A 17,821-nucleotide genomic window follows, 5' to 3' on the forward strand; every position below is an offset into this window, starting at 1 on the left:
GAGCTAAGCATAAGGCTAAGTTAAATTCTTAATAATTATAATTTTCAATATATTATAATGATTTTATGAAGATTTAAACGTTATATACGTCTGATCTTTTATAGATAATTTGAGACCATTCATTGATTATACTTATTAATCCTTTAAAAAAATTAACTTCTATAACTCGAATTCAGATGCTAAAACTAAGATTACTAAGGGATATAGGATAACAATAGAATGAATAAAGTTTATGCCAATGCAGAGGCAGCACTGAAAGATGTAATTGCAGACAATCAAACACTTGCAGTTGGCGGTTTTGGTTTATGTGGAATTCCTGAAAAACTGATTGTTGCAGTTAAACAAAGTGGTGTAACTGGTCTCACTTGTATTTCTAATAACGCAGGTATAGATGACTTTGGCTTAGGTATTTTGCTTCAAACCAAACAGATTAAAAAAATGATCTCTTCTTATGTTGGTGAAAACAAAGAATTTGAGCGTCAGTATTTAAATGGTGAACTTGATGTAGAACTTACCCCACAAGGTACTTTAGCTGAAAAGTTACGTGCTGGCGGTGCTGGAATTCCTGCATTTTATACGCAAACTGGCGTCGGCACACTGATTGCTGAAGGTAAAGAAGAACGGACCTTTAATGGCAAAAATTACATTTTAGAAGAATCTTTAACAGCAGATGTTGCTCTAGTTAAAGCCTATAAGGCAGACAAGGCTGGTAATTTAGTATTCCGTAAAACTGCTCAGAATTTTAACCCTGAATGTGCAATGGCTGGAAAAATTACAATCGCCGAAGTTGAACAGGTTGTTGAAATTGGCGACTTAGATCCGGATGAAATCCATTTAGCGGGTATCTATGTAAACCGCATTGTACTTAATGCGTCACCTGAAAAACGCATTGAGCATAAAACTTTAAGCACGGAGGCAGTATAAAATGGCTTGGTCACGCAATGAAATGGCACAACGTGCTGCAAAAGAACTTGAAGACGGTTTTTATGTCAATTTAGGTATTGGCTTACCTACCCTGGTTGCTAATTATATTCCTGAAAATATTAATGTTTGGCTTCAATCTGAAAATGGTTTATTAGGTATTGGGGAGTTTCCAACCGAAGAAACTGTCGATGCCGACTTAATTAACGCTGGTAAACAAACGGTTACTGCACGCCCTGGCGCTGCCTTTTTCTCAAGCTCAGAATCTTTTGCCATGATCCGTGGTGGCCATGTCAACATTGCGATTTTAGGTGCAATGGAAGTTTCTGAAAATGGTGACTTAGCTAACTGGATGATTCCGGGCAAGAAAGTCAAAGGTATGGGCGGTGCAATGGACTTGGTTGTAGGTGTTCAAAAAGTTGTTGTGCTTATGGAACACTGTGCAAAAGATGGTACGCCAAAAATCGTGAAAAACTGCAGTTTACCTTTAACAGGTAAAGGCGTGGTTCATCGCGTAATTACTGACTTAGGCGTAATGGACATTACCCCCCAAGGCGTAGAACTCATTGAACTAGCTAAAGATGTTACGCTTGAACAGATTCAAGCTGCTACAGGTGTTGAGTTTCACAAAACATTAGTCGCGTAAATTTTAATTTTTAGTTAGCGAGATAAGACTTAAGTTAGGAGGTGAGCTTAAGTCTTAACCCTTTTAAGCACCGGATGTGCTGTCTACGAATAAGAACGAGAAGGATTTTTTCAGCTATGGAAAAACAGCAAGGAATTTTTGAAAGATTTGCTCTTCGGATTAGTGACTGGTCTGAAAAATGGTTTCCTGATTCATATATTTTTGCTCTACTTGGCGTCATTATTGTCTCTGTTGCCGCATTGGGTATTGGTGCGCCGATACATGATGTAGCGACTTCTTTTGGTAATGGCTTCTGGAGCCTTATTCCCTTTACCCTGCAAATGACCATGCTCATTATTGTGGGTTATGTGGTTTCTGTATCTAAGCCCGTAAAGTTCCTAATTCAAAAAATGGCACGTATTCCAAATTCTGGACGTGGTGCTATTGTTTTAGTTGCAACTGTCAGCTTATTAATTTCACTGGTCAATTGGGCAGTAAGTACAATTCTTACTGCCCTTCTAGTGATTGCGTTAGCAAAACGTAAAGAGCTGAATATGGATTACCGTGCAGCGGCAGCGGCGGCAATTATTGGTATGGGAGCAACGTGGGCTCTTGGAATTAGTTCTTCGGCAGCACAGCTTCAGGCAAATAAAACCAGTTTACCTGAGTCAATTTACAACCTAACTGGTGTTATTCCATTTACTGAAACGATTTTCCTTTGGCAATCTATTGCGATGACTATTATTTTGGTGATTGTTTCAATCGCAATTGCTTACTGGTCAGCTCCCAAAGGTAATAATGTTAAAACAATTGATAGTTTTGATGTGCGGTTTGAAGAAGACAAACCACACGAGGAAAAATCGACGCGCCCAGGCGACTGGTTAGAAAACTCACCTATTTTAACGATTATTGTGGTGGCATTAGGCTTAATCTGGATGTTTTTTGAATTTTCAAAAAGTAATCCAATCATCGCTATTTCAAGCTTAAACACATACAACTTTGTGTTCTTAATGCTAGGGCTAGCGTTGCATGGAACACCACGAAATTTCTTAAATGCTGTTTCGAAGGCAGTTCCAGCGGTATCGGGAATCTTAATTCAGTTTCCACTTTATGGAAGCATCGCTTTTATTATGACACAAGCTTTAAATAGTCAGGATTTATCGCTGTCTCATTATATAGCCGAGTTTTTCGTTTCAATCGCCTCCAAAGAAACTTTTGCAATTGTGATGGGAATTTACTCTGCCATCCTGGGGTTCTTCGTGCCATCTGGCGGTGGAAAATGGATTATTGAAGCCCCATATGTCATGCAAGCAGCAAATGATTTAAAGGTTCATTTAGGCTGGTCTGTACAAATTTATAATGCAGCCGAAGCTTTACCGAACTTAATCAATCCATTCTTTATGCTTCCAATGTTAGGCATTCTAAAACTAAAAGCAAAAGATGTGATTGGTTTTACAGTCACTCAGCTCGTTGTACATTTTCCATTAGTTTTATTTTTATTATGGTTCTTTGGAAGAACTCTTAGCTACACCCCACCCACTTTTTAATTTACTGGCGCCTTTAGTTTCGACTAAAGGCAAATTTAGCAAATACATCAATAAGAGATATTAAGATGAGTTCAATTGTTATAGTTTCAGGTAGCCGTACTGCAATGGGCGGTTTTCAAGGTAGCCTATCGGCTTTAACTGCACCAGAACTTGGCGCTGCTGTCATCCGTGAATCGATTCAACGTGCAGGCATTGCTCCTGAACAAGTAGATGAAGTTATTTTTGGTTGCGTATTAAGTGCAGGTATTGGCCAAGGTCCTGCTCGTCAGGCAATGCGTAAAGCTGGTGTACCTGATCATGTCGGTGCAGTCACTATTAATAAACTGTGTGGCTCTGCCATGAAAGCGGTGTTAATGGCTTCAGATACTTTAAAAGCAGGCAGTGCCAATATTATTGTTGCAGGTGGCATGGAATCTATGACCAATGCGCCTTATATTTTACCGAAAGCTCGCGGTGGTTACCGTATGGGTCACGGCGAAATTAAGGATCATATGTTTTTAGATGGTCTTGAAGATGCTGAAACAAGCCGCTTAATGGGTTCGTTTGCGCAAGACATGGCAAACACTAAAGGCTTTACACGTGAGCAAATGGATAACTTTGCGATTTCTTCACTTAAAAAAGCGCAAACTGCGATTACCGAAGGTTATTTCAAAGAAGAAATTGTTCCTGTTGAAGTAAAAACACGTAAAGGTGTCGAAGTTATCGATCAAGATGAGCAGCCATTAAAAGCCAATCTTGAGAAGATCCCAACATTGCGCCCTGCTTTTAGTAAAGACGGAACAATTACAGCTGCTAACTCAAGCTCCATTTCTGATGGTGCTGCTGCATTAGTACTTACGACTGAAGAATATGCTCAAAGCCATGGCTTAAATACTTTGGCGAAAATTGTTGCAACCTCTACTCACTCACAGCATCCAAGCGAATTTACTATTGCTCCAATTAGTGCAATTCAAAAAGTGCTTGAGCGTGCTGGTTGGTCTGTTGATGAAGTAGATGCATGGGAAATTAATGAAGCTTTTGCAATGGTGGCAATGGCACCAATTCATGAACTCGGTATTGATGAAGCAAAAGTTAATGTACATGGTGGTGCTTGTGCTTTAGGCCATCCTATTGGCGCAACAGGCTCAAGAATTATTCTTTCTCTTATCTATGCTTTAAAACGACTAGGTAAAAAGAAAGGTGTGGCTGCATTATGTATTGGTGGTGGTGAAGCTACAGCTGTCGCAATTGAAATCTAAAAATCAAACCACGCAGAAGGTGTAAGAATTTTTCTTACACCTTCTTTTTTAGACTTTAAAAAGTTCATAACAGGTTTGGCGGAACCATTTATGACTACTTTTATGATGGCAAGACATATGCCAATGTTGTTTAACATCATAAGTTGGGAAGTCTAGAGGCGCCGGTAAAATCTGTAAATTTTCTCTCACCAGTAAAACTTGGCTTAAGTAATACGGCACTGTTGCAATCGCATCTGTTTCTTGTACAACTAATCCCACTCCAAGATAGCTCGGTAATCGAATTAAAATATTTCGATCCAATCCTTTGTTCTGTAATTCATTTTTAATATGGTAGTGCCCGATTCCTGCATCAATATCAATATGATATTCGCGCATATAATCATCTAAAGTGAAATTATTTGGGTCTAAACGAGGATGGCTCTTAGAGCTAATCACCACATAATGTTGTTTAAAAAACTTTTGTTGATAAAAGCCTTCTTCTAATTGGGGTAAAAAACCAATTGCAAGATCAATCTCACCATTTGCCATTTGATAGCTGGTTTCTGGGGTAATGGGCCTAATATTCAAGCGAATTAAAGGGGCTTTCTCTTTTAAATAATTTGTTAATTGCGGTAATAAAACCAGATGAGAGACATCTGTCATCGCAATTGTAAAAAGCTGATCTGAAGTTAGGGGATCAAAGTTCACACTAAAGTTATTAATGCTTTCAACTTTATCAATGACTTCACTAATGAGTGGAAAAATCTCCTTTGCTAATTCAGTTGGAATCATTTCATTCCCAACACGAATAAAAAGTGGATCATTAAAATGCTGACGGATTTTGTTAAGTCCATTACTAACGCTCGGTTGTGTAAGGCCAATAGCATCGGCAGCCATTGAAACACTTTTAAACCGATAAATATGATAAAAAATATTTAGTAATCTACTATCTAGATCAAACAAAATTGTCTCCGTCTGGATCAAATAATCCATTCAAAAGGAATGAAATCAGGTACAGCATATATAAAAATGCCCACTAAATTTCTGAATTATTGATATATGGTCTAAATTAACAAAGAATCTAGACCATGAGCAATGCTTTATAAAGCCTTTCATCACAAAGACAAAGGTATGAGCTCTTAATTGATTACTTTGTATGTAAATGTGTTGAATACATCACATATCATTATAAATTTTAATCATGCTGAGTTTGGAAGCCCTTCCAGATTTGCTGAACTGATTTGTTATCACTCAGATTATTTTTAAAAATATAAATATCTTGCGGAAGACAATATTCGTTATGATCTAACATAACCAATTTTCCGGTAGCGAGATCTTCCTCTACATTAATTTTTGGAATCCATGCTACACCTAAACCTTGTAATACAAGCTCTTTCAAGTTGGTGGCATTGTCAGTTTCATATAAGGTTTTATAGTTCAGTTTACCTTCGATCAGTTGATCGACCAATTTTCGCAAATAAGCATGTTTACTATAAGCAAGTAATGAAAAGTTACTCTGGATTGTATGTTTAGGCGTATGGTCGGCCTCGGTAGCTGACACTGGCACAATCTCCGTTTCAGCAATCTTGATACCACTTAAAATGTCATCGCCAACTCGATTAATATTAGATCGATCTGCGTAACAAATCATAAAGTCACAGGCGCCTTCTTTTAAAAGAGATAAGCCTTCACCACTATTCGTTGCGACAATTTCGATTTTTAAATCACGCATAAATGTTGGGAATTTTTTTAAAAAAGTTGTTAAAAAACCTGATGCTAATGAGTGAACGACACAGAAGCGAATCGTCGATTCGGTTTCATTTTTGATATTTTTAATCAGCTTGGCAGTTTCTTCTACCTGCTTCTCAATATTTTTAGACATTACCAGCATAATTCGCCCGATGTCGGTAAATTCAATATTATTTTTATTATTTCGAATAATAACTTCAGCTCCAATCATCTCTTCTATTTGCTGAATTCTACGTGTAAACGCGGATTGACTAATAAATCGTTTTTCCGCTGCTTTTGAAATTGAACGCTCACGCTCTAGTGTCAAAAGGTCTTCTACCCAACGTACTTCTAAGTTCATTTTATGCATTCCCTTTTTATATTTATGTCCTTAATCTGTCTGGTTGGGAAGCTGAATAAATAGCTGAATAGATGAATAAAAACTATAAAACATGGGAGTACCTGCAAAAATGCGATGGAGGGTTGGCAAAGCCAAACAATAAAAGTAAGTATTCAATAATTCTGACATAGAAACGAGCGTAAGAGAATAAAAGACTTTGATTTAACTTACCAACTCATACAAAGATAAAATTATTATTCAAAAAATTTTTTTAAATCAAAAAGTAAGGTATATATAACGCAAGTAAATAACAAGTTTCAACTTAATAAAGAATAGAAATAATCCTATGTATTAGTCATGTTTTATTTTATAAAAAAAAGTCCGTACCTTGGGGAAGAATACGGACTATAAAACTGAAAATTACGATCTTGCTTATTTCAGGAATTAAGCCCTCTGACTTAATAAATTCATTTAAATCAGAAGATATGTTTAGAGTATAGCTCAGCTCCAAAAACCTGACTATTCTACTAAAGTATTTAACTTAAGATTGAATAAAAACGAATTTCTAATATTCACCAATCAGGTAATATAACTTTTTTGAGATCTCAACCATCATGTTTGAAGTATATTGAGTAATTTCAAAAACTTGTTTTTTTTGGGGGTTGAATACCATATTATCTTTTTCATCACTAAAAAAGATATAAGTGGTGTATTTATCCATATGATGGATATGTTCTTTTAAGCTTAATTTTTCCCCAGAATTGGGATCATAGGCGATAAACTTCATTCTCATGAATTTTGTCTCTATACATACAATCTTTTATCTAAAATTTAAAAAAATTAGATAAAACAATATTTTGAGGGATAATATAAAATAGTTAACCTAAGAACTGCGGCTACTTATAAGATATTGGTACAATACTATTAGCCTTGTTTACAGAGGTTTCAGCAGAAGCGATTGATTGCTCTGCTTCTTTAAGCAGACGAGAAGTTTTAGACTCAGTTTTCTCTTCACCGTGGAAAAGTACATAGTATGTAAAACTTCCCAAGATAATTAATGCGGCTGTGACTTTTAACATAAACTTAAAACTAAGATTTTTTCGTATTATAGTGTTTTTTATGTGAAATGCATCACATTTTTATATAAATTTATTAGATAATCTACACTTTAAAAGCCAATAATAAAGATAATTAAGTTGATATTTCACTTAAATTAAGTAGTCTTGAATTTTGAAATGAGTTGCTATCTGAAATTAGCAGATCATCCATTTCATTAAACAAATTTTGAAATTAACTTTTTCTTAACATTAAGTAATTAATTTAAAAAGTAAAATTTAATTCAAATTCAGATTTGGAAATGAATCCTCATAGTTAGTTAACAGTAAACTTAAAAAATCGATATGCAAAAAATGCATAATTAAGCTGATAAATGCATTAGAAGTGAAGCATTTCGAAATCTAATATGAATTATCTTCTTTACTAATTCGAAGTTTAATGATGAACGCTGAAATTACCACCCGTATTGAGAAGGATCTTATTGGTTATAGAGAGATCAATAACAACGACTACTACGGAGTTCAAACGTTACGTGCTCTAGAAAACTTTAATTTAACTCAAAGCAAGGTCGGAAACTTCCCTCACCTTGTTAAAGCTTTAGCAATGGTAAAGCTTGCTTGTGCTGAAGCGAACTATAATCTTAAAAGCTTAGATCAAACTAAATTTGAAGCAATTGAATACAGCTGTAATCAACTTATTCGCGGTAATTTTCACGACCAGTTCCCGATTGATATGATGCAAGGCGGGGCTGGTACTTCAACTAATATGAATGCAAATGAAGTATTGGCGAATGTTGCTTTAGAATATATGGGACATTCTAAAGGCCAATATCAATATCTACATCCAAATAACGACATTAACATGTCGCAGTCAACAAATGACGTATACCCTACTGCGATTCGCTTAGGTTTATTATTAAGCTTAGATGAACTTAATCTTCCTTTTAATAACTTAATCTTAAGTTTCCGCAATAAATCACAAGAATTTGCTCACATCTTAAAAATGGGCCGTACACAGTTACAAGACGCTGTGCCTATGACATTAGGTCAAGAGTTTGGTGCTTTTGCAGTAACGTTACAGAAAGACCTTGAGCAAATTAATACGCTTATTCCAAATGTTTTAGCGTATATGAACCTTGGTGGTACGGCGATTGGTACGGGAATTACAACTGAATATAGTTACCGTGAACTTGCCATTCAAGCACTTGCAAAAATTTCTGGTAAGAAAATTAAGTCTGCTCCTGATCTAATCGAAGCAACTTCAGATATGGGTGACTTTGTTCTTTTATCTGGTTTATTAAAACGTACCGCAACTAAACTTTCAAAAATTGCCAATGACTTACGTTTACTTTCAAGTGGTCCACGTACGGGCATTAATGAAATTAACTTAGAAGCACGTCAACCGGGTAGTTCGATCATGCCAGGTAAAGTAAACCCAGTCATTCCTGAAGCAATGAACCTTGCTTGCTTCCAAATTATTGCAAATGACTTAGCGGTAACTTTAGCTGCTGAAGCGGGCCAATTACAGTTAAACGCAATGGAACCACTTATTGCATTCAAACTGTTTGAATCTATGGATTTGCTTGGTAAGGCAATGGCGATGTTCCAAAGTAAATGTATTGATACGATTACAGCGAACCCTGAACACTGTAAAGCTTTAGTTGAAAACTCAATTGGTATTGTGACCGCACTTAACCCTTACCTAGGTTATGAAACTACAACTCGTATTGCTAAAACTGCAAACGAAACTGGACAAAGCGTATTGGCTTTAGTTCAGAATGAAGGTTTATTATCAGCACAAGTGCTTGATGATATCTTGTCGATTAATAATATGGTTAAACCAAAAATGTCGGCTTAATTCCTGAAATAAAAAAGGAGCTTTTATAAGCTCCTTTTTTATTTGTTTTATATTTTAAAAACTAAAAGTTGTAGAGAACTGAGCTGTACGAGGATTACCTAAGAATAGATAGTCATCACCCATAAATGCGCCTACATCACGCCAATATTTCTTATTAAATAAGTTATCAATGTTGAATCTAAAAGTTGTGCCATGCCCAGCAAAATTTGTTTTATAAGCAGCACCAACATTAAAGACACTGTACCCGCCTACTTTTGCCGTTCCCTCTTTGTTTGCATATTTACTACTACTGTATTGCATACCACTCAGTAATCTTAACCCTTCGATTGAAGGTACTTTATAAGATAACTGTGCAGTTGCGCGTACTTTCGGTACATTTTGAGTTTGATGACCTTTGTAGCTGTCACTATCAATATCAACAAGACGAGATTTGGTATAGGTAACACCTGAACTTACATCGAGTGTATCGGTTAAAGCACCAGTTAAACCTAACTCAATACCTTGGTTGTGCTGTTCACCTTGATCAACAAATTCTAATTTTCCTTCAGAATTTGTAGTCGTATATTGATTGTCTTGTTTTAAATCAAAAATAGCTGCAGTTACCAAGAAGTTTTGAATTTGTTGCTTAACACCAAGTTCATATTGTTCAGAATTTCTAGGTGATAGGACTTCTAGAGCATTATTAGCAAACCAAGGTGCTTCTCCACCATCCGATAATCCTTTGGCATATGAAGCATAAAGATTAGTTTTAGCAGTTGGGCTATACATGAGTGCTAATTGAGGCAAGAACTTATTTAAATCCGTGTCTCGGCTTTGCTGCCCATCTGGACCATAAGCTTGTTCATCAAGGTGAATAAGTTTTCCACCTAGTAACGTTGACCATTGATCATTAAATTGAACCCGATCAGATATGGTAAAAGCAGTCTGCTCGCTTTCTAAAGCTTTGTAACGATCGCCTAAGCTGTCTGATGATGGACTGTAGTCGATCGTATCTTGATAGATATTGCCTGTTCCTACCGCTACATTAAGTGGTGTATGGTGCTTTAAATTTTTATATGTACGTTGTAATTCGAAAGCGATTTGATGCTGAATATTGTCAGTATTGAATTGACCATTTAACCCAGCAGTAAACTGGTTAGTAATACGTGTGTCATCTGGGCTGCGGAAGTCATAAATGTCATAGTTACCGTGTTTATCAAAAGTATTACCTAAGCCAGTAACTTCACAAATATCGCTATAACATCCCCACGGGAAAGCACTATTATCATCAATCACAACACGGCTTTGAGATGCACTTAAGCTACCATTCCACTGATCATTAAATGCGTATTGATATTTTAAACTCGCATTTACACTGTTGTTTACAACAGGTTTACTCCAAGACTGATAACCTAATAAACGTTCTTGATCTACATTTGTTGGTACTTGTCCGTCAAGCAGTTGATAGCCCGGTACTGAGCGTTGACTTTGATGCTGAGCTTCAATATCAAACAATAATTTAGAACGCTCATTAATTTTCCAGTCTAAAGCAACTGAACCAAACTCACGTTTACCATTTGCATGGTCAACATTTGGATGAATACTTTCATGCGCTAAATTGATTCGATAGCCAAAATTATCATTTAAAAAGCCACCAACATCTGTTGCTAGTGTATAGCCACCTTCTGAATTTGCATCGACCGTAATAGTTTTAATATCGGCAGGTCTTTTGGTGACATAGTTAACCACACCACCTGGTGTCGACATTCCACTTTGAATTGCAGAAATGCCTTTTAAGATTTCAACTTGTTCTTTATTTTCTAAAGCCACATTTTGTTCGCCACGTGTAGTATGGCCATTAATGAGATAACTTGAGCCCAAATCAAGCGAAAAACCACGTGCTACAAAGTTTGGATAATAACCAATAGCAGCGTAGCCATCTCCCAATGATGAGTCATTTTTAATAACATCGGTTAAGGTTTTTGCGTGTTGATCTGCTATACGTTCAGAAGTAATAGTTGTAATAGATGCTGGGACTTTCTTTACATCGCCCGTTTGAAAACCAGATAAATTAACTTTTTTTGATGTGTATAGCGCATCATTATTTTGGGTGGCATTCACAGTAATGGTTGGGAGCTGTGAAACCTCCGCTTCATTTGCATAAACGACAGATGTTATGAGTGCAATAGATGAAGCCAATACTGTTTTAGAGCATGTCATGAAGTGAAGATTTAACGTACGTCTTTCCATTGAATAACTACCTGCCATACCGTGCATAATTTGAAGCGCTAGAAGTAACTGCTGAGCCTATTTTTAGCCACGCAAGAATACCGCTACATATATTGAGAAACAACACATTCTGTATTTTTTCGATTAAGTGAAGGTGATAAATTTTTATGGACTTATCATTATATGAGTTTCATCTATTTTCTTAGGAATTGGCGCTATAACATTTTAAGTATTACCAAATATTCAAAATATACTTAAGCTCAAAATGGTACTCAAAAGGAGAAATAGAATAGAAAAATAATGTTGTGAAATGAGCTCACTGATTTTAGATACTAAGAATTATCGAGTTAAGTGAAAGGAACTGTTCGATCATTAGTAAAAATCTCTTTAAATCGAACAAAAGGACGTAATTTCACTAGAATCGAATTTTAAAATTAGAAAAAATGAAGAGTTAGGAATTTAAGGGCATGCTCAGGATTGAGTGATATTTAAAGTTTCATTCTATTTTCTATCCAGCATATCTAAAAATTCCTCGTTTTGTCTGCAAATGATGGAAGAAATATGACATACACTCAGGAAGAAAAACGTAGCAGAATACGTGGGATTGTAGGCGCAGCCTCTGGTAATTTAGTTGAATGGTTCGACTTTTATATCTATGCGGTATTTGCTGCCTACTTTACTCAAGCGCTAACAGCACCAGATATGGATAGTACGACTAAATCTATCTATGTGTGGGGGGTATTCGCTGCAAGCTTTTTTATGCGTCCTATTGGTAGTTGGGTATTTGGACGTATTGCAGACCGGCATGGTCGAAAAAAATCGATGGTCATCTCAATTTGTCTTATGGCTTTGAGTTCTTTTTTATTTGCAGCCCTACCCACTTATGACCAAGTTGGCTTATTTGCCCCATTTCTTTTACTGGTAGTGCGTTTACTTCAAGGCTTATCAGTTGGTGGTGAATATGGTGCAGTAGCAACATATATGAGTGAATTAGGCTTAAAAGGCCAACGTGGTTTTTACTCGTCTTTCCAATACGTCACTCTCTCTGGTGGTCAATTACTTGCCAGCTTACTAGGAGTAATTTTATTAACGTTCTTAAGTGAACAACAATTACATGATGGTGGATGGCGTATTCCGTTTGTTATTGGTGGTATTGCCGCAATTTTATCTTTACTGGCACGTAGTCGCTTAGAAGAAACACTTTCTCATCAAGACAGTGAACGAAAAGAATCTGGTAGCTTAAGAGAACTCTTTAAGAAACACTGGAAAACCTTTTTATTGGTGGTTGGATATACTTCTGCTGGTTCATTAACATTTTATGTAGAGACTGTTTATTCAAAAACCTATTTAACCAATTTAGGGATGGATGGAAAAACCGTTGGTTATATCATGACCTTCGCCCTATTTGTCTATATGTGTGCTCAACCTGTATTTGGTGCAATTTCGGATCGTATTGGGCGACGTTCTTCAATGTTGGCATTTAGCTTATTGTCCGCCATTTTTATCTATCCAGTCATGGCCATTGGGATGCCTAATTATATAGATTCGCCGATCATCATTACCTTGTTGCTTATTTTTATGATGATGATTCTGAGTTTCTATACATCTATTAGTGGCTTGGTAAAAGCTGAAATGTTCCCACCTCATGTACGAGCTTTAGGTGTAGGGTTTTCTTATGCTGTGGGTAATGCGCTGTTTGGCGGTTCTGCACCTTCGGTTGCCTTACAGTTTAAAGCTGCCGGAATTGAGAACACCTTCTTTATATATGTAATTATCATGCTGATTATCTGTTTCTTGTGTAGCCTTGCGCTTCCGAGAAAACCAGATTATTTAGAACATGATCATTAATTAAATAAAATGCCTTCTGTCCCAAGCAGAAGGCTTTTATTAGCACTTAGCAAATTCTTTTAAAAAAGCCCACGGGAAAATCCCTTTATCATGCCCACCATTAAAGCAAATTTGGGCACCATAACCTTGATCGAACATAGCTGTCACTTCAACATTTTGATGCTCTATTTTAATTTGTTTAATCCGCTTCGCTCGGCAAAAGCCACATGGGCAAATTTCCCTTAAACTTTGATGACTTAGACATACACTTGAACCATCGCTCCATATAAAGTGAATCTGCTTATTTATAGTGTCGACACGGATATCAGGTCTGATTTGCATACTTCACCTCACCAATTTGATTTAATCCAATACGAATCGCTTTTCGTACTTCTGGGTCAGAATCATGTTGGTGTTGTTCTAATAGGTTCTGAGCTTCTGCTGTACCAATTTCACCTAGTGCTAAAGCGACTTCTTTACGTAAATTGCTAATTTCATGCTTAAAGTTATCAGATAAATGAGCGACTGCCAGATGTGATTTGAGTAGTCCTAAGCTTCGTACCGCCGCAATACGTACTTGCCAATATAAGTCTGCTAAAGCATGAATTAAAGGAGCTTCGAGCTGAACAATACGTAATTTACCAATCGTAAGCCCGGCTTCGACTCTTAGTTGCCAGCTTTCCGAGGTTAAAGAATGTTGAAGTGCTTGGATAACCTCAGCGGATATGCTCTGACTAAAAGCTAAACCACCTGTTGCAATGCGGCGGACCTCATCATCTGTATCTGTTTCGGCAGTTTTTGCCAATATGGTAATCGCTTGATCTTGTTGTAACCAACTTAATGCACTGACTGCCTCACGGCGCACATTAACATCTTCATGGTGTACCAAAGCAGATATCTCTGTGAATAATTGCTGTGGTCGTAAAGGTTTTAAAGCACGTAAAATTGCACTAAGAGCGAAAGTATCCGTATGCTTTAAATAAGGTGCAAGGATCTGGGCGGATGCTGCATTTTTCACTTCACTTAAGCTTTGGCTGGCAGCTTGTTTTACAATCAGATCAGTATCAAATAAGGCTTGGGCCAATACTTGCAAGCTAGTTGGATCTTCCCAACTTTCTAGTTTTTTTGCAGCCTCTTCACGAACTAAAGCTGAAGAGTCGTGTTGTAGTGCTACATGCAACCAAGGAAGTAAATCCGGATTTTCTTCATCACCAATATTCATTAAAGCGACAAAGCGAATCTTTTCATCTGGGTCATTGAGCTGTACAAGAAATTCCTGATTATATTCATCGAGGTCGTCTAAAGCTTGATAATAAAAACTCATTCGTATTCCTTAATTTGTGATTTCTTTCCAAGCCCTAATGGATTTAAACGGCTTAATTCTTTTTGCTGAGTGGCTTCTTTTAAAGTCTGGATGCAATGTTTTTTAATGGCAGTAAATTCACTACTCGTTACAAGCTCAACATCTCTTGGACGTTCAAACTTAAGCGGAATTTCTTCAATAATTCGCCCTGGCCGATGGCTCATAATCAACACTCGATCGGCCAAAAAAAGTGCCTCATCAATATCGTGGGTAATAAATAAAACCGATGTTTGGATTTCTTGCCAAATTTCGAGTAATAGCATTTGCATTTTTAAACGAGTTTGAGCATCTAACGCACCAAAAGGCTCATCCATTAATAAAATACGCGGTTGATTAATCAGTACTCTCGCAATTTCAACCCGTTGCTGCATACCGCCAGAAAGTTCGGCTGGAAATTTATTTTCAAAGCCTTTTAGTCCGACCAGATCAATCATTTTCTGAGCTTGTTCAATACGCTTTTGTTTGGCGATGCCTTTCATTTTTAAACCAAAGGCAATATTTTCAAGCACGCTTTTCCATGGAAATAAGGTATGTTGCTGGAACACCAAACCTCTGTCTGGATGCGGTTCAAATATCGATTCATTATCGACCGTTAACGTTCCAGAACTAATCGGTAAGTGCCCTGCTAAAGCACCTAATAATGTTGATTTACCGCAACCAGATGGGCCAAGTAGACATATGAACTCGCCCGGTTGTATTTCAAAATTAACCCGATCTAATGCCTGAAAACGATTTTTAACTTGCCCTAAATGTAGCGATAGATTTTGAATACGCACATGGCCTTGTGTAATTGACATTTTATGATTTCCTCAGTTGATACCATGGGGTAAATCGGTTTCCAATTACACGCACTAAAGTACTGCTAAACATACCCAAGGCTCCTATTAGCACCATGCCAACCACAATATTGCTATAGTTTTGCAAGGTGAAAGATTCCCATGTGAAGTATCCAATTCCGTGTTGGCCCGAAATCATTTCGGCAGTCACTAAACAGAACCAACAAGTGCCCATTCCAATAGATAAACCAGTAATAATGTTCGGTAATGCACCCGGAATAATGACTTCATAAATGATAGCTAGATCAGAAGCACCTAAGCTTTTCGCTGATGCAAGGAGCCTTGGGTCAACTGCACCAACGCCATGTACCGTGTTTAATAAAATTGGAAATAAAGCCCCAATAAAGGTAATAAAAATCATAGAAGCTTCTGATGATGGAAAAATCAGAATTGCTAAAGGAATCCATGCAACTGCTGGTATTGGACGTAATACTTCTAATGGTGGCATTAGAAAGGCAGCCAGTTTGTGATAACGTCCTACCAACAAACCAATACCTACACCAATTAAAGCCGCGAGTACAAAACCAATCACCACTCGAAATACACTGGATTCAACATGTTCAAATGCAGTGCTAAGTTGAAAGAAATCCCATAGCGCATGAATGACATCCAAAGGTGTCGGGACATTACTAAAGTTCACAAGGCCTAAATTTATTTTAAACTGAGCAAGTCCTTGCCAAATTACGATCCAAAAAGCTATTGATGTAAAAGCAATAACATAGCTTTTTAAGTGCGCCCCATATGACCTCAATTGTTGGAAAAATTTAATCAAAAATGTACTTTGGTTTTTAGGTTTTGTTTGGACTAAACTACTCATTCGTCACCTCCTGCTCATTAGGTAAAACAACACATCAGCTCTGTGTTACAAGCTGGATAGCTTTAAAGTCATATACTTTTCCGCCTTGTTGTTTAGCCCATTTTTCAGCATCATCTTTTAATAAAAAGGCCTGAATTTGTCCTGCTTTGTCTGTGGCATACCATGCCAGATTGGCAAGTAACTTAATGTCGGACTGATGATCTTGGCTATAAACCACACGCACCGTTTTTCCATCGGCTTGTATTTTCTTTAAATCAGAAAAAGCATGCTCAGGCGTTTCATAGCTACGCACTTTTTCTTCACCCTTTATCCAAATTTGAGTCACCCGATCAAATGTCTTGATGGGTTGGCCTGTTAAAGCGTCATTGGCAACCAAAGGTGATTTTGCATAGTCAGCCAGTTGCTGGCTGTAATTAAATCCAGATGCCTGAAATGCATCCTTAATATATTGGTCATCAATAAATTTATTTACATCCAGCGTACCGTCGTTTTTGCCTAGAACTTTTAAGGTGTCTATCGCAATTTGAGTTGCTTTTCGATATTCAGGTTTCCACGTTAAGTCACGAGTTTGCAGACCTAATGGACCATGAAACAGATAGACCACTTCGGCAGGAATACCTGTTTTTTCAGCAATAAATTCACTATATTTTTCAGGTTGCTCTCGAATCAGGCGATTCGCTTCAATAGTTGCCTGTAAATAAGCTTTTATGACTTCTGGATGCTGCTGTGCATAATCCTTGCTGGCAAGTGAACCATGAAATGTCGGTGATTTTGCTTGTGAACCATCATAGATTTTTTTAGCAAAACCTTGATAAGCAAATAACTCTCCAAATGGTACGAAGTCAGCATGTGCAGAAATCTTATGACTTTTTAATGCAGGCCCTGCCACTTCTGGCGCCTGAGCAATCACTTTAATATCTTTATCAAGTTGCCAACCTTCAGCTTGAATCGCACGCAGCAAAAGTCCATGAGCAGTTGAAGCAAAAGGTACAGAAATGGTTTGTCCTTTTAGTTCTTTGAGTGAAGTGACTTTTGAGTCAATTGGAACAACGATCGCATTACCGCTACCATTAATACTGCCTGACAATGGCGCTAAAAATATGCTTTCTTTTCCAGCTTTTTTAAATGCCGCTAAATTATTAACAGCAGGAAAGTCAGCCATTGCTCCCAAATCTAGACGCCCAGCTACCATCTCACTGGTAAGTGGTGCACCAGAGGTAAAGTTTTTCCATTGAATGTCATATTTAACATTCTTGTATTTACCATCTTTGGGTAAATATTTTGGTAATAAATTCAATTCACGAATGAGCAACCCACCTGTTGCACAGTTAATGGTCGTGTCTTGCGTACCAATGGCTACACGCACAGTTTCTGTTTTACTGCCGCACCCCAAAGTGCCAAGTACAATGGCACCAATTAAGCTACTGAGTAATAGTTTTTTATTGATCAATTTATTTTGTTTCATGTTGAGTATTCCAA

Annotated in this window: 16 protein-coding genes; 6 read left to right on the top strand and 10 right to left on the bottom strand. The window is 37.1% G+C overall.

Annotated elements, in window-relative coordinates:
* Positions 1-219 precede the first annotated feature (219 nt).
* The 4 genes from HLV59_RS09585 to HLV59_RS09600 all read left to right on the top strand — a co-directional run bounded on the left by HLV59_RS09585 (position 220) and on the right by HLV59_RS09600 (position 4,331).
* Positions 220-924: a CoA transferase subunit A gene (locus HLV59_RS09585; RefSeq protein ID WP_031948279.1), complete on the top strand. Its 705-nt coding sequence runs from the start codon at positions 220-222 to the stop codon at positions 922-924.
* Position 925: 1 nt separating this feature from the next.
* Positions 926-1,567 (top strand): 3-oxoacid CoA-transferase subunit B, encoded by a 642-nt coding sequence (locus HLV59_RS09590; RefSeq protein ID WP_057104966.1) that lies wholly within the window; start codon positions 926-928, stop codon positions 1,565-1,567.
* A 116-nt stretch (positions 1,568-1,683) separates the two neighbouring features.
* The gene (locus HLV59_RS09595) at positions 1,684-3,093 is read left to right on the top strand and encodes a short-chain fatty acid transporter (RefSeq protein WP_057104965.1); all 1,410 of its coding nucleotides are present in this window, start codon (positions 1,684-1,686) and stop codon (positions 3,091-3,093) included.
* 65 nt (positions 3,094-3,158) lie between these two features.
* Positions 3,159-4,331, top strand: coding sequence for a thiolase family protein (locus HLV59_RS09600; protein WP_081174026.1), 1,173 nt, complete (start codon positions 3,159-3,161; stop codon positions 4,329-4,331).
* A 48-nt stretch (positions 4,332-4,379) separates the two neighbouring features.
* Here HLV59_RS09600 and HLV59_RS09605 read toward each other — a convergent pair whose 3' ends face one another.
* The 4 genes from HLV59_RS09605 to HLV59_RS09620 all read right to left on the bottom strand — a co-directional run bounded on the left by HLV59_RS09605 (position 4,380) and on the right by HLV59_RS09620 (position 7,457).
* A complete protein-coding gene (locus HLV59_RS09605) occupies positions 4,380-5,273 on the bottom strand; it encodes a LysR family transcriptional regulator (RefSeq protein ID WP_003651675.1) in 894 nt (297 codons plus the stop codon).
* Between the two features lie 232 nt (positions 5,274-5,505).
* Entirely contained in the window at positions 5,506-6,399 is an 894-nt protein-coding gene (locus tag HLV59_RS09610) for a LysR substrate-binding domain-containing protein (protein WP_016145212.1), read from the bottom strand.
* Between the two features lie 544 nt (positions 6,400-6,943).
* Positions 6,944-7,165: a hypothetical protein gene (locus HLV59_RS09615; RefSeq protein ID WP_079748386.1), complete on the bottom strand. Its 222-nt coding sequence runs from the start codon at positions 7,163-7,165 to the stop codon at positions 6,944-6,946.
* Between the two features lie 109 nt (positions 7,166-7,274).
* Positions 7,275-7,457, bottom strand: a complete 183-nt coding sequence (locus HLV59_RS09620) for a hypothetical protein (protein WP_031948275.1) — start codon at positions 7,455-7,457, stop codon at positions 7,275-7,277.
* A gap of 415 nt (positions 7,458-7,872) precedes the next feature.
* Between HLV59_RS09620 and HLV59_RS09625 the strand changes: the two genes are divergently transcribed.
* The gene (locus HLV59_RS09625) at positions 7,873-9,291 is read left to right on the top strand and encodes an aspartate ammonia-lyase (protein ID WP_031948274.1); all 1,419 of its coding nucleotides are present in this window, start codon (positions 7,873-7,875) and stop codon (positions 9,289-9,291) included.
* A gap of 54 nt (positions 9,292-9,345) precedes the next feature.
* Here HLV59_RS09625 and HLV59_RS09630 read toward each other — a convergent pair whose 3' ends face one another.
* Positions 9,346-11,547, bottom strand: a complete 2,202-nt coding sequence (locus tag HLV59_RS09630; protein ID WP_171429847.1) for a TonB-dependent siderophore receptor — start codon at positions 11,545-11,547, stop codon at positions 9,346-9,348.
* Between the two features lie 513 nt (positions 11,548-12,060).
* Here HLV59_RS09630 and HLV59_RS09635 point away from each other — a divergent pair.
* A complete protein-coding gene (locus HLV59_RS09635; protein WP_171429848.1) occupies positions 12,061-13,347 on the top strand; it encodes an MFS transporter in 1,287 nt (428 codons plus the stop codon).
* A gap of 39 nt (positions 13,348-13,386) precedes the next feature.
* Here HLV59_RS09635 and HLV59_RS09640 read toward each other — a convergent pair whose 3' ends face one another.
* From HLV59_RS09640 to HLV59_RS09660, 5 genes are read right to left on the bottom strand one after another with little or no spacing between them, the layout of a single operon-like run.
* Positions 13,387-13,668 (bottom strand): gamma-butyrobetaine hydroxylase-like domain-containing protein, encoded by a 282-nt coding sequence (locus HLV59_RS09640; RefSeq protein ID WP_171429849.1) that lies wholly within the window; start codon positions 13,666-13,668, stop codon positions 13,387-13,389.
* Positions 13,652-14,650: a HEAT repeat domain-containing protein gene (locus tag HLV59_RS09645; protein ID WP_031948270.1), complete on the bottom strand. Its 999-nt coding sequence runs from the start codon at positions 14,648-14,650 to the stop codon at positions 13,652-13,654. The genes HLV59_RS09640 and HLV59_RS09645 overlap by 17 nt, the downstream gene beginning before the upstream one ends.
* Positions 14,647-15,486, bottom strand: coding sequence for an ABC transporter ATP-binding protein (locus HLV59_RS09650; RefSeq protein WP_163119487.1), 840 nt, complete (start codon positions 15,484-15,486; stop codon positions 14,647-14,649). The genes HLV59_RS09645 and HLV59_RS09650 overlap by 4 nt, the downstream gene beginning before the upstream one ends.
* 1 nt (position 15,487) lies before the next feature.
* On the bottom strand, positions 15,488-16,342 hold the full coding sequence (locus HLV59_RS09655; RefSeq protein WP_163119489.1) for an ABC transporter permease: 855 nt from the start codon (positions 16,340-16,342) through the stop codon (positions 15,488-15,490).
* Positions 16,343-16,376: 34 nt separating this feature from the next.
* Positions 16,377-17,807 carry an ABC transporter substrate-binding protein gene (locus HLV59_RS09660; RefSeq protein WP_171429850.1) on the bottom strand — a complete coding sequence of 477 codons (1,431 nt, stop codon included), beginning with the start codon at positions 17,805-17,807 and terminating at the stop codon, positions 16,377-16,379.
* Positions 17,808-17,821: the final 14 nt, after the last annotated feature.

Source organism: Acinetobacter lactucae (genome assembly GCF_013122135.1).
Classification (GTDB): Bacteria; Pseudomonadota; Gammaproteobacteria; order Pseudomonadales; family Moraxellaceae; genus Acinetobacter; species Acinetobacter lactucae.

What these genes read in the sequence shown, in the direction of transcription:
- HLV59_RS09585 (WP_031948279.1), top strand. Translation starts at nt 220, where the DNA reads ATGAATAAAGTTTATGCCAATGCAGAGGCAGCACTGAAAGATGTAATT.
- HLV59_RS09590 (WP_057104966.1), top strand. Translation starts at nt 926, where the DNA reads ATGGCTTGGTCACGCAATGAAATGGCACAACGTGCTGCAAAAGAACTT.
- HLV59_RS09595 (WP_057104965.1), top strand. Translation starts at nt 1,684, where the DNA reads ATGGAAAAACAGCAAGGAATTTTTGAAAGATTTGCTCTTCGGATTAGT.
- HLV59_RS09600 (WP_081174026.1), top strand. Translation starts at nt 3,159, where the DNA reads ATGAGTTCAATTGTTATAGTTTCAGGTAGCCGTACTGCAATGGGCGGT.
- HLV59_RS09610 (WP_016145212.1), bottom strand. Translation starts at nt 6,399, where the DNA reads ATGAACTTAGAAGTACGTTGGGTAGAAGACCTTTTGACACTAGAGCGT.
- HLV59_RS09615 (WP_079748386.1), bottom strand. Translation starts at nt 7,165, where the DNA reads ATGAAGTTTATCGCCTATGATCCCAATTCTGGGGAAAAATTAAGCTTA.
- HLV59_RS09620 (WP_031948275.1), bottom strand. Translation starts at nt 7,457, where the DNA reads ATGTTAAAAGTCACAGCCGCATTAATTATCTTGGGAAGTTTTACATAC.
- HLV59_RS09625 (WP_031948274.1), top strand. Translation starts at nt 7,873, where the DNA reads ATGATGAACGCTGAAATTACCACCCGTATTGAGAAGGATCTTATTGGT.
- HLV59_RS09630 (WP_171429847.1), bottom strand. Translation starts at nt 11,547, where the DNA reads ATGCACGGTATGGCAGGTAGTTATTCAATGGAAAGACGTACGTTAAAT.
- HLV59_RS09635 (WP_171429848.1), top strand. Translation starts at nt 12,061, where the DNA reads ATGACATACACTCAGGAAGAAAAACGTAGCAGAATACGTGGGATTGTA.
- HLV59_RS09640 (WP_171429849.1), bottom strand. Translation starts at nt 13,668, where the DNA reads ATGCAAATCAGACCTGATATCCGTGTCGACACTATAAATAAGCAGATT.
- HLV59_RS09645 (WP_031948270.1), bottom strand. Translation starts at nt 14,650, where the DNA reads ATGAGTTTTTATTATCAAGCTTTAGACGACCTCGATGAATATAATCAG.
- HLV59_RS09650 (WP_163119487.1), bottom strand. Translation starts at nt 15,486, where the DNA reads ATGTCAATTACACAAGGCCATGTGCGTATTCAAAATCTATCGCTACAT.
- HLV59_RS09655 (WP_163119489.1), bottom strand. Translation starts at nt 16,342, where the DNA reads ATGAGTAGTTTAGTCCAAACAAAACCTAAAAACCAAAGTACATTTTTG.
- HLV59_RS09660 (WP_171429850.1), bottom strand. Translation starts at nt 17,807, where the DNA reads ATGAAACAAAATAAATTGATCAATAAAAAACTATTACTCAGTAGCTTA.